Source organism: Coleofasciculus sp. FACHB-712 (genome assembly GCF_014695635.1).
Classification (GTDB): Bacteria; Cyanobacteriota; Cyanobacteriia; order Cyanobacteriales; family FACHB-T130; genus FACHB-T130.
In genome coordinates this window covers 1-11,757 of record NZ_JACJOQ010000197.1, presented here as the reverse complement: position 1 = coordinate 11,757, position 11,757 = coordinate 1, and the positions used below count along the sequence as shown (strand labels likewise).

At 49.9% G+C, this 11,757-nt stretch carries 9 protein-coding genes; 7 read left to right on the top strand and 2 right to left on the bottom strand.

Annotated features, from left to right (window positions below; translation table 11 throughout):
• Positions 1-107 precede the first annotated feature (107 nt).
• Positions 108-1,022: an ADP-ribosylglycohydrolase family protein gene (locus H6F50_RS05580; protein WP_190427249.1), complete on the bottom strand. Its 915-nt coding sequence runs from the start codon at positions 1,020-1,022 to the stop codon at positions 108-110.
• An 82-nt stretch (positions 1,023-1,104) separates the two neighbouring features.
• Here H6F50_RS05580 and H6F50_RS05575 point away from each other — a divergent pair, with 82 nt between their 5' ends.
• From H6F50_RS05575 to H6F50_RS05555, 5 genes are all read left to right on the top strand, one after another.
• Complete coding sequence (locus H6F50_RS05575; protein ID WP_190427246.1) at positions 1,105-1,695, top strand: chromophore lyase CpcT/CpeT; 591 nt, start codon at positions 1,105-1,107, stop codon at positions 1,693-1,695.
• Between the two features lie 88 nt (positions 1,696-1,783).
• The gene (locus H6F50_RS05570) at positions 1,784-1,969 is read left to right on the top strand and encodes a hypothetical protein (protein WP_190427241.1); all 186 of its coding nucleotides are present in this window, start codon (positions 1,784-1,786) and stop codon (positions 1,967-1,969) included.
• A gap of 39 nt (positions 1,970-2,008) precedes the next feature.
• Positions 2,009-3,163 carry an NAD-dependent epimerase/dehydratase family protein gene (locus H6F50_RS05565; RefSeq protein ID WP_190427239.1) on the top strand — a complete coding sequence of 385 codons (1,155 nt, stop codon included), beginning with the start codon at positions 2,009-2,011 and terminating at the stop codon, positions 3,161-3,163.
• Positions 3,164-3,404: 241 nt separating this feature from the next.
• Positions 3,405-4,514, top strand: coding sequence for a glycosyltransferase (locus H6F50_RS05560; RefSeq protein WP_190427235.1), 1,110 nt, complete (start codon positions 3,405-3,407; stop codon positions 4,512-4,514).
• A 386-nt stretch (positions 4,515-4,900) separates the two neighbouring features.
• Positions 4,901-7,597, top strand: a complete 2,697-nt coding sequence (locus tag H6F50_RS05555) for a GAF domain-containing protein (RefSeq protein ID WP_190427233.1) — start codon at positions 4,901-4,903, stop codon at positions 7,595-7,597.
• 56 nt (positions 7,598-7,653) lie between these two features.
• Here H6F50_RS05555 and H6F50_RS05550 read toward each other — a convergent pair whose 3' ends face one another.
• Positions 7,654-7,917, bottom strand: a complete 264-nt coding sequence (locus H6F50_RS05550; protein WP_190411740.1) for a hypothetical protein — start codon at positions 7,915-7,917, stop codon at positions 7,654-7,656.
• A gap of 401 nt (positions 7,918-8,318) precedes the next feature.
• Between H6F50_RS05550 and purC the strand changes: the two genes are divergently transcribed.
• On the top strand, positions 8,319-9,059 hold the full coding sequence (purC, locus tag H6F50_RS05545) for a phosphoribosylaminoimidazolesuccinocarboxamide synthase (protein WP_190427231.1): 741 nt from the start codon (positions 8,319-8,321) through the stop codon (positions 9,057-9,059).
• A gap of 89 nt (positions 9,060-9,148) precedes the next feature.
• On the top strand, positions 9,149-11,656 hold the full coding sequence (locus H6F50_RS05540; RefSeq protein ID WP_190427229.1) for a BamA/TamA family outer membrane protein: 2,508 nt from the start codon (positions 9,149-9,151) through the stop codon (positions 11,654-11,656).
• Positions 11,657-11,757: the final 101 nt, after the last annotated feature.

The following is an 11,757-nucleotide window of genomic DNA, read 5'->3' as shown; positions in this document are numbered from 1 at the left end:
GCCACTCGACCTTCACGGAGAGGGGAGCAAGAAAAGCTTGTGTGTATCTCCTGTGCATCTACCTAAAACGGGTAGCGCGTTCAGTTTTTTAACTTGATTTTGCATTTTTAATAACTTTCGCCAGCAAAAATGCTTGAAAAATTATCTGGCAACGGTTCCCTCGCCTGAATCCACGGGGTAGGGACTCCTTTTTGGCGTGCGGAAAGGGCAACAATCCCGCCTACAATGGCGCAGTTTGTGTCCATGTCGCCTAAACCGCTAATTGTCGCCCAGAAAGCTTCCTGGTAGTCTTCCAGATGATGGGCAGCACACCACAGGGCAAAAGGCACCGTATCTTGAGCTGAAATTTTGTAGCCGGAACCCAGTTGTTGCGCTACCACAGGTGGAGAGCGATCGCTCGGAATATCTATCGCTTGCCGAATGCCGCTACGTGTCTCGCTTTCCGGGATATTTTCGACAACCTGTTGGAGAAATTGCTCTCCAGACATCAATTCACCTTCACCTACCCTGTAAGCGATCGCAGCCGCAACTGCAACAGCGATCGCTCCAGCAATTCCCTCTGGATGAGCGTGTGTTGGTTGCGCTGAGAGTATCGCGTTTTCTCTCACTGCGTCTAGATCGTGAGCAAAATAAGCGCCTAATGGTGCCACCCGCATCGCCGCACCATTGCCATAAGAACCAGTACCCCCGAACATCTCTGAAGCTTCTGTGCGCCAGTCTGCGCCCCATTGCAGCCGAATTAACAACTGTTGCGCCCCCTCACCGTAACCGCGAGAAGGGTTGAAGCGTTCGGCAAACGCTGCGGCAAGAGCATCGGGATCTATCCTCCCATAACGCCACAGTGTCTCCACGATAGACAGTGCCATCTCGGTATCGTCACTGTAGCACCAGCGTCTGGGAGGAACTTGACGCTGTTGGATTCTTTCGTTCAGTTCCTCTACCAACCCAAAAAACCTTTCACCCAAGGCATCTCCGACAGAAAGCCCCGTCAAAGACAACTGCATTCGTTCTAGTGGCTTCATCGTTTCAAGAAACTTTAGGAGGAGCGATCGCGCATCTTAAAATAAGGGGGATCATTTCTCAACAACGGCATTTTAATAAACAATGACGCATTCTACTGATATTGCTACCTTAGCTCGCTGGATGGCAGCAGATTTCAGCAACCAAGCACAAGCATTTGAAAATCCTCCCATCTTTGCCCATATCCGCGTCTGTATGCGTCCCCTACCGCTAGAACTGTTGTCGGGCGTGAGTTTCCTGGTGGAACAAGCGTATGACTATATGATTAATGACCCATATCGGCTGCGGGTTTTAAAGTTAATTACGAATGGCGATCGCATCGAAATTGAAAACTACACAGTTAAGAATGAAGAACAATTTTATGGTGCCTCCCGCGACCCCAAGCGCCTGCACAACCTCAAAGCAGACCAACTGGAAAAATTACCAGGCTGTAACATGATCGTCGAATGGACAGGTCACAGCTTCAAAGGTTACGTCGAACCCGGTAAAGGTTGTATGGTGGTTCGCAAAGGTCAAAACACCTATCTCGACAGCACCTTTGAGATTGACGAAAACAAGTTTATCAGCCTCGATCGGGGACGCGATCCCGAAACCGATGAGCATATTTGGGGATCGGTCGGGGGTCCTTTCGAGTTCGTCCGTTGGGGAAGTTTTGCCGAGGAAGTGAAGGTGTAAAGGGTTCAAAGCTAAAGGTTGAAGGTTCCTTGTCGCTAGGAACCTTCAACTTTCAATCTGGAGGTCTTGGAGACACTTTCACATCTGATTGCTAGGTCGCCCTGATTGCTGGGTCGCCGCCACTGGGACAACAACGCTTTCCTCCCAAAGAGTGATGACGAAGGAGGGAAGAAATACGAGAAAGAATCAAACGACTACAAGCTCGATGGGGTGTAGCGGCGATCGCTCAGAAGGAATTCACTTCGATGGTCTAGAAGGTACCATTACCTGGTAAATTTACCGAGTGTTGGCAAGCAAGATTAATTGAACCCGTATGAAAGTCTTGGTTATTGGCGGTGATGGCTACTGCGGTTGGGCAACCGCGCTTTATCTTTCCAGTCGAGGATACGAAGTCGGCATTCTAGACAGCCTGGTGCGGCGTCACTGGGATATGCAACTAGGCGCAGATACCCTAACCCCTATTGCACCCATTCAACAACGCCTTCAGCGTTGGAAGGACCTCACCGGCAAATCCATAGACCTATTTATTGGGGATATCACTAACTACGAGTTCCTCCAGTCAGCACTGCACCAGTTTGAACCACAGACAATCGTTCACTTTGGCGAACAGCGTTCGGCACCCTTCTCGATGATTGACCGAGAACACGCTGTCGTCACCCAGGTGAACAACGTGGTGGGGACGCTGAATTTGCTATATGCGATCAAAGAAGATTTCCCCGACTGTCACCTCGTCAAATTAGGGACGATGGGCGAGTACGGGACACCTAACATTGATATTGAAGAAGGCTACATCACCATCGAACACAACGGGCGTAAGGATACTTTGCCCTATCCGAAGCAGCCCGGATCGATGTATCACCTCAGCAAAGTTCATGATAGCCACAATATCCACTTTGCTTGCCGGATTTGGGGGCTACGCGCCACCGACTTGAATCAGGGCGTCGTGTACGGCGTCTTGACAGAAGAGACGGGCATGGATGAGCTGTTAATTAACCGCCTGGACTACGATGGAGTCTTTGGGACGGCACTCAACCGCTTTTGTATCCAAGCAGCAATTGGGCATCCCCTGACGGTGTACGGGAAAGGCGGTCAGACGAGAGGCTTTTTGGATATTCGAGATACAGTGCGATGTATGGAACTCGCGATCGCGAACCCCGCCCAACCCGGCGAATTCCGCGTCTTCAACCAATTCACCGAACTATTTAGCATCGGTGACTTAGCCGCAATGGTGAAAAAAGCCGGGAATTCCTTGGGACTGAATGTTGATATCCACAACCTCGACAATCCCAGAGTCGAGAAAGAAGAACACTACTTCAACGCCAAAAACACCAATTTGCTCGATCTCGGCTTACAACCTCACTATCTATCCGACGCCCTACTCGACTCGTTGCTCAACTTTGCGGTCAAGTACCAGCACCGCGTCGATAAAAATCAGATCATGCCCAAAGTTTCTTGGCACCGTCAGTAATCAGGATTGAGGACTGAGGACTGTTAGCGAAGCGGTGCGAAGCACGGACTGAGTGAAAAGAGAGATAGAGGAGAGAGTGGCAGCTGGTAAGCAATTTGCTGGGTTGAATTGTTGCATTGAAAAGACAGATAAACTTTAATAACTCCTCAGACTTGACCGTTCATTGAGTCCTTAGCCCTCAGTCGCGATCGCTCTTAAATCTATCACTCAGCCCTCAGTCCTCATCCCTCAGCACTGAATTATGCGAATTGCTCTTTTTACCGAAACCTTTTTGCCCAAGGTTGACGGCATTGTGACGCGCCTGCGCCACACCGTTGAACATTTACAGCGCAGCGGCAACGAAGTGCTGATTTTTTCCCCAGATGGGGGGTTAACCGAATATAAAGGAGCCAGGATCTACGGAGTTTCTGGCTTCCCGTTGCCTTGGTATCCAGAGTTGAAAATGGCTTTTCCTCGCCCCTCCATTGGTTATCAACTAGAGAAGTTTCAACCGGATATCATTCATGTTGTCAACCCAGCTATTTTGGGACTAGCGGGTCTGTATTACGCCAAAGCGATGCAGATTCCCTTACTAGCGTCTTATCATACCCATTTACCCCAGTATCTCCAGCATTACGGCTTGGGAATGTTAGAAGGTGTGCTGTGGGAATTGCTCAAATCAGCCCATAACCAAGCGCGGCTGAATCTCTGTACTTCTACGGCGATGGTGCAGGAACTTACCAGTCATGGCATCCAGCGAGTGGATTTGTGGCAGCGAGGGGTAGATACAGAATTATTCCAGCCCCACTTGTCAAGCCGAGAAATGCGATCGCGTCTTAGCCAAGGACACCCGGAAAGCCCCTTATTACTCTACGTAGGGCGTCTGGGCGCAGAAAAGGAAATTGACCGCATTAAGCCCGTCCTAGCAGCCATTCCCAACGCGCGTCTCGCCTTAGTGGGAGATGGACCCCATCGACAAGCCTTGCAACAACACTTTGCCGGGACACCCACCCATTTCGTCGGCTATCTGACCGGCGTTGAACTCGCCTCAGCCTTTGCCTCAGCAGACGCCTTTATTTTTCCCTCGCGCACCGAAACTTTAGGATTAGTGCTGTTGGAGGCGATGGCAGCCGGATGTCCCGTTGTCGCCGCGCGTTCCGGAGGGATTCCCGATATCGTTACCGATGGCGTTAACGGTTACTTATTTGACCCAAAAGATGAAGAGGGAGCGATCGCTGCTACCAAGCGCCTTTTGGCCCATCAAGAAGAACGGGAAACCCTACGGCAAAATGCCCGCCTCGAAGCCGAACGCTGGGGTTGGGCTGCCGCCACCCGCCAGTTGCAAAATTACTACGAATCAGCGATTCGTTAACAATCAATCATCAACAGTCAGGGTTTAGCAGTCAGGGTTTCCGAAAAACAACTGATAACTGAACCCTGAAATGCTCCTATTTAATACATATTCCTAAACACTACGGATGAGGATTTCAGGTCTCCGAGGTTAAATTAAGTTAGTGGGTGCTTATTTTTTAAGCGTTAACGATTAGCTCAGTAGGTGGAGACCAAACAAACCCAGATTGAACAACGCTTTTCCCCGTAAAGATGCGAAAATTTGCGTTTTTCGGCTATTTTTTACAGAATTAATCGCAATTTTAGGCTTTTACGGGTATTTTGACTAAATTGAATCTAAAAAAAAGTGTGAATCGCATACTAATAACAGCTAACAGCTAAAACCACAGCTTGCAAATGCTTCTCCCCATGACACTCTCTAATACCGGCAGCGTTCTGGCTACGTTAACTCAGCTTACGCAACTCAATCGTACTAGCGCCCTGACCTCGCGCGTCAAAGACCTGTCATTCGGCGAATTTATCTGCTTACTCGACTTTATTACCGCTGAGTTCCAGCAGTTTCTGCGGGCGATCGACATGATCAACAACGAAGCGCTGGAAACCATGCTGGAGCAGGTCATGGACGCCTTTACACTCAAAATGGGTCAGATTCTGCAAGCAGACCTCACCACTATTTTTTTAGTAGACGAAGAAAAAAATCAACTTTGGTCAAAAATTCCCGATACGGAGACTGGGAGAGCCACCAAACAAATCCGGATTCCCATTAATATTGGCGTTGCCGGTCACGTCGCCAGCACCGGCGAATCTTTGAATCTTCCAGACCCTTACTCTCACCCACTCTTTAACAAAGAAGTTGACGAGCGACCGGGCTACCGAACCCGCAGTCTGCTTTGTATGCCGATTTATAGCAGCAAAAACCAGATTGTTGCGGTCGTTCAGCTATTAAATAAAGCTGGGGATGGGCCGTTTACCGAGGAGGATGAGCAGGGATTCCGCGACTTTGCTGCCTCTATCGGCATTATCCTAGAAAGCTGCCAATCGTTTTATATGGCGGCACGCAAGCAGCGGGGGGCAGAGGCACTGTTGCGGGCAACCACCTATCTCGGTCAAAGTCTTGACTTGGAAGCAACTCTGCGCTTTGTGATGGAGCAAGCGCGGGATCTGATGCAGGCGGATCGCAGCACCCTATTTATGCTGAGCAAAGAAACGGGAGAACTCTGGACGAAAGTTGCCAACAAAGATGGTACGGAGATCATCCCGATTCGCATTCCTTCTAACAAAGGAATTGCCGGTTATGTTGCCTCCACTCGTCAGCCGCTAAATATCCCGGATGCTTATAAAGATCCGCGTTTCGATCCCAGCGCCGACCAACGGACGGGTTATTTGACACGCAATATCCTGTGTATGCCGGTATTTAATTCATCAATGGAATTAATCGGCGTTACGCAGTTAATTAACAAGCAACCCGGCAGCTTCACGAGTTCAGATGAAGAGTTTATGCAGGCATTTAATATCCAGGCGGGAATTGCGCTGGAAAATGCCAAGCTCTTCGAGAATGTGTTGTTGGAAAAGCAGTATCAAAAAGATATCCTGCAAAGTCTCTCAGATGCAGTCATCTCTACAGATATGCAGGGACGGATTGTCACGATTAACGAAGCTGCACTGGAGTTGCTGGGGTGCCCGATTCGGGAAACCACGGGTAAAAACAACAAGCATCTGTGGGAGCAGAAACTAATCGGTCGTTTCGTTTGGGATGTGGTGCCCATCGAACATCTCCAGTTTCGCCTCCAGGATAGTCTGAAGACGGGTGCCAAGCAATATGTGCCGGAGCAAACCCTGACAGTGGGTTTGTATGTAGAGAAGAACCACCAGCCGTCAGTAGCAGCGGTAGGAGCAATGCCAGAATTATCTGTGCAGGCACAATGCGCCCAGTGTCAGCAGGTAGCAGAAGTTCTCAATTCGGAAGCGACTCACTCGGAGGGAGAACCTACTGGAGTCCATATTCTGGCAATCCGCGATCGCATCAATCCAAATATCTTCATTCCCTGGAATGAATCATGCAGTCCTGGCACTGTCGCCACTCACAGTTGTCATCAGATTTTGAGCGCCGATCAAGTCCAGGAAATTGAACGGAGTATGAATCTCACCGTTAATCCCCTTACCAACCCGGAAGGAGGCGTCAGAGGAGGCTTGGTGGTCTTGGAAGACATCAGCCACGAAAAACGGATGAAATCTACCTTGTATCGCTACATGACGCCTAGAGTGGCAGAGCAAGTCATGGCACTGGGCGATAAAGCGCTGATGATGAGCGAACGCAAGGAGGTGACAATTTTATTTTCTGACATCCGGGGCTACACCACTCTGACGGAAAATTTAGGGGCTTCGGAAGTGGTTTCGCTGCTGAATCAGTATTTTGAAACGATGGTAGAGGCAGTCTTTAACCACGAAGGCACCTTAGATAAATTCATCGGCGATGCCTTGATGGCGGTGTTTGGTGCGCCCCTGCCTTTGGCAGAAAATCATGCTTGGATGGCGGTTCAGTCGGCGTTGGATATGCGCCGCCGGTTGGCAGAGTTTAACCGTCGCCGTTTATTTGGAAACCAGCCGCAAATTCATATTGGCATTGGACTAAGTTCTGGAGAAGTCGTTTCCGGCAACATTGGTTCCCACAAACGGATGGACTACACAGTGATTGGGGATGGGGTGAACTTGAGTTCTCGCCTGGAAAGCGTCACCAAGGAGTACGGCTGCGATATTATCTTGAGCGAGTTTACCTACAACTTGTGCCGCGATCGCATCTTGGTGCGAGAGTTAGACAAAATCCGCGTCAAGGGCAAAAATACCGCCGTTAGTATTTACGAGTTGATCGGCGACCATCGACAGCATCTCGACGATTCTACGAAGAAGTTTCTCGATCTCTATCATCTGGGGCGTACAGCCTACACGGGAAGAAGCTTCCAGAAAGCGATCGCCTACTTTGAGGACGCCTACAGCCTACGACCCACGGATCAGGCAGTCACCGTCCACTTGGAACGGTGTAAGAACTACCTTCGGCAACCGCCTTCAGATGCCTGGGACGGAGTCCACACGATGACCAGCAAATGAGGTTAATCGCTATTCGCGAATGGGCGTAAATTCTCTAGACGCTGCCCTTTTGCACCTCACCTTTCCGGATTATCCTCTCCACTCTGGAAAGGGTTCTCACCGATGGCGAGTTGCTTTTTGGTTTTTTTCAACTGCTTCCAGAGACTCTTAATTTGTTCGTAGGCTTCGGAGGATGAAATTTTCCCCCCAGTTTCCAGGTTGCAGATGAAATTCACCCGTTGAGCAAATTCCTGCAAATTTGCGTTAAAAACCAGGTTTTCTGGCTTGACTTGACCGTAGTAACGACTACGAGGATACAGAAAATCAGAGCGGTCTGCCATAGATTACCTCCTTGGGATAAACTACTCAACCTACTGGCGTGAGAAACGAACCAATCGTTAATCCTGTTTTTTGCCCAAGCTGGAAAAGCTAGCAACAGAAACAGGGAGGTATTCCGACCGTTGCCCGATCCACCTTGGAGTCGGTAGAACTTTCTTGCGATCGCCCGCTGTTGGAATCAGGATTTACCGGGTGTTTTGTTCGAGTCTTGACCACTATTGTGATCTTTGCACAAAGGGCTGCGCTTATTTTAATTACAAATTAATCAAAATTTAACCTTATCTTAATCAAAGATTATGCCAGTTACTCGCAGATGCCCAGATATTGACGCCATTCGGCTCCTAAGGCATTAAAATCTTCTGTGCTGCTGCCGACGATCCATTAATACAAATAACGACTCTCCATGTCCGCCCAATCAACCAACCTTTACGAAGGCAAAGCCAAGATTCTCTATACCACGGACGATCCGGACATTCTGCTGGCTCACTTCAAAGACGACGCTACCGCCTTTAATGCCAAAAAGCGCGGTCAGATTATCGGCAAAGGTGAAATTAACTGCACCATTGCCGCTTATTTGTTCCAGGTTTTGGAAGCATCGGGCATCCCAACCCACTTCATTGACTGTCCGGCACCCAACCAAATGCGCGTCCAAGCGTTAAAGATTCTGCCCCTAGAAGTGGTGGTCAGGAACATTGCTGCGGGAAGTCTGTGTCAACAAACAGGGTTGCCCGTAGGTACCGTCCTGCCCGATCCGCTGGTGGAATTTTATTTTAAAAATGACGATCTCGGAGATCCTTTGTTAACACGCGATCGCTTGATGTTATTGAAATTAGCGACACCAGAACAGCTTGACCAATTACAAAGTAGCGCCTTGCGGATTAACGAAATCCTCAGAGACTTTTTTCACCAATGTCGGATTACCCTAGTGGATTTCAAGTTGGAGTTTGGCGTTGACCGGCATGGCGAGATACGACTGGGAGACGAAATCAGCCCCGATACCTGCCGTCTTTGGGATGAGTCTGAAGACGATCCAGACCGGCGAGTGCTGGATAAAGATCGGTTCCGTCGGGATTTGGGGCAGGTGGAAGACGCCTACCAGCAAGTTCTAAAAAGAGTTCTCGAACAGGTAAATCGTAAAAAGTAAAAGCAAAAAAATTCTTTCTTTGACTTTTTGCTTTTTAACTTTTGTCTGTATTTTCAATGTGTGTGGAAGTGTCGAAAACGAGTAAAAGAATGCGCTTATCTCCCTTTTTATTGACGATTTTGGCTGCCTCATCTGCCTGCTGTGTAGCATTTCCTGCCAGAGGGCAAACGACAAATTCTTCGTCGGACACCTCCGAGAGAACAGCGTGGTATGGCGATTATGTTGAGCAGACCCAGGCTGACGCAGGACGCGATCGCCCAGAATCTCAACCAACCAATAACGTAGTCGTCAATGCTGTGAGTGCCCCAGAGACGACACCGCCTGGGAGAGCGCTTAGACCGTCGTCCAGCCTCACTGAGATTGTTACACGCTCCACCACCGCACCCGCTCCAGTTAACGTCCCAGTTAACGTCCCAGTTAAACCGGAGCGCGTAGAGGTTGCCAGTAGCAGTCGTCGGGAACCGCCACCAGCCAATAACGTGGTGGTTAACACCATGAGCGTTCCAACAACAAAAGAGCCTGTAGGGGCAAAATCCCCCTCATCCGTACTCAGCCAAACTCCCACAACCCAATCTCCATCCTCTCCCACGCCGGAAACAGAGCCAGTGGTTCCGCGCACCGGCGAAGAATCAACACCGCAACAAGAAACGCCAGATACCATTGAATTCGATCTCACGCCGGGGACGACTGGTGAGCCGAATCTTGAGTTGCCAGAGCCACGGGAACAACCTGTACCAACCCCTGAAGGTGGACAACCTGCAACAACGCCTGAAACGGTACAACCTGCGCCTACTGACCAGCCAGAAGCCAGAGTGCTAGTGGGTGAAGTCGTTGTTACTGGCGTAGAAGGGGATCTCGAAAACGAAGTTTATGAGGCAATTCGCACCCGACCCGGACAAACGGCGACCCGGAGCCAGTTACAGGAAGATGTGAATGCCATCTACGCTACAGGTTTTTTCAGCAACGCCAGAGTAGAGCCACAGGATACCCCCCTGGGTGTCCGTGTCGTCTTTGTAGTAGAACCTAACCCAGTTTTGCGTCAGGTAGTGGTTGTCCCCGTCCCTGCCGACCAAAATCAGCGGGCACTCCCCCAAAAGGTAATCGATGACGCCTTCGCGTCTCAGTATGGTCGCACCCTCAACATCCGCGAACTGCAAGAAGGCATTAAAAAAATAAACCAGTGGTACAAAGAAAACGGCTATGACTTGGCACAAGTAGTTGCCGCACCCCAGATTGCTGAGGATGGCACGGTACGTCTAGAGGTAGCAGAAGGACTGATTGAGGATATCGAAGTCCGCTTTCTCGACAAAGACGGACAACCCGCAAATGATGAAGGTCAACCCATCCGGGGTCGCACCCGCGATTTCATCATCACGCGAGAAATTGAACTGAATTCTGGAGAAGTCTTTAACCGGACGAAAGCCGAAAGGGATCTGCGCCGAGTCTTTCGCTTAGGTATCTTTGAAGATGTGCGACTCTCATTCAGACCGGGGCAAGATCCGCGCAAAGTAGTGGTGGTCGTGGACGTGATTGAGAAGAACACCGGCTCAGTGGCGGCGGGTGCTGGGATTAGTTCCGCCAGTGGATTATTCGGCACCATTAGCTATCAAGAGCAAAATCTGGGGGGTAATAACCAGAAGCTGGGGGCAGAGTTGCAGGTCGGTCAGCGAGAACTGCTATTTGATGTCAACTTCACAGATCCCTGGATTGCTGGCGATCCTTACCGGACCTCCTACACCGTCAATGGGTTCAGACGCCGATCCATTTCGCTGATTTTTGATGGCGGTGACACAGAGGTGGAATTGCCCGATGGAGACAGACCCCGCGTCCTGCGATTGGGGGGTGGCGTCACCTTTACTCGTCCGCTTTCCCGCGATGTTTTTGCAGATCCAGAATGGAGAGCGAGTCTGGGCTTGCAGTATCAACGGGTTTCGATCCGAAATTCCGACGGCGACATTAGCCCGAAGGATGAGCTAGGCAACGACCTGAGCTTTAGTGGGGAAGGGAAAGACGACTTGTTGACCCTGCAATTTGGGGTTGTGCGCGATCGCCGTAACAGCGCCGTAATTCCGACCTCTGGATCTCTACTGCGCCTAGGCGTTGAACAGTCTCTCCCTGTAGGTGTGGGAGGGATTCTGTTTAACCGTCTGCGCGGTAGCTATAGCTACTATCTTCCTGTCAGATATACGAACTTCTCCCCAGGGCCACAAGCGCTCGCCTTCAACGTTCAAGCCGGAACCGTCCTCGGCGATTTACCTCCCTATGAAGCTTTCTCTCTAGGCGGTAGTAACTCGGTGCGGGGTTTTGAGGAAGGAGATGTCGGCAGCGGTCGCAGCTTTATCCAAGCGACCGCAGAGTATCGCTTCCCGATTTTCTCGATTGTGGGTGGTGCTTTGTTTGTCGATGCCGCAACCGATTTCGGGACTGGTAGCACCGTGCCCGGAGATCCGGCTGGGGTGCGGGGTAAGCCCGGAAGCGGCTTTGGTTATGGTCTTGGCGTCCGCGTGCAATCTCCCCTCGGCCCGATTCGTATCGACTATGGTTTTAATAACGAAGGGGACAGCCGCCTCCACTTTGGAATTGGGGAGAGATTCTAAAAATTAAAAATGTAAAATTAAAAATTAAAAATTAGGAGAATTTCTTCAATTTTTAGTTTTTAATTTTTAATTTTTAATTATGAAACAACACACGCTAAAAG

What these genes read in the sequence shown, in the direction of transcription:
- H6F50_RS05580 (WP_190427249.1), bottom strand. Translation starts at nt 1,022, where the DNA reads ATGAAGCCACTAGAACGAATGCAGTTGTCTTTGACGGGGCTTTCTGTC.
- H6F50_RS05575 (WP_190427246.1), top strand. Translation starts at nt 1,105, where the DNA reads ATGACGCATTCTACTGATATTGCTACCTTAGCTCGCTGGATGGCAGCA.
- H6F50_RS05565 (WP_190427239.1), top strand. Translation starts at nt 2,009, where the DNA reads ATGAAAGTCTTGGTTATTGGCGGTGATGGCTACTGCGGTTGGGCAACC.
- H6F50_RS05560 (WP_190427235.1), top strand. Translation starts at nt 3,405, where the DNA reads ATGCGAATTGCTCTTTTTACCGAAACCTTTTTGCCCAAGGTTGACGGC.
- H6F50_RS05555 (WP_190427233.1), top strand. Translation starts at nt 4,901, where the DNA reads ATGACACTCTCTAATACCGGCAGCGTTCTGGCTACGTTAACTCAGCTT.
- H6F50_RS05550 (WP_190411740.1), bottom strand. Translation starts at nt 7,917, where the DNA reads ATGGCAGACCGCTCTGATTTTCTGTATCCTCGTAGTCGTTACTACGGT.
- purC (WP_190427231.1), top strand. Translation starts at nt 8,319, where the DNA reads ATGTCCGCCCAATCAACCAACCTTTACGAAGGCAAAGCCAAGATTCTC.
- H6F50_RS05540 (WP_190427229.1), top strand. Translation starts at nt 9,149, where the DNA reads ATGCGCTTATCTCCCTTTTTATTGACGATTTTGGCTGCCTCATCTGCC.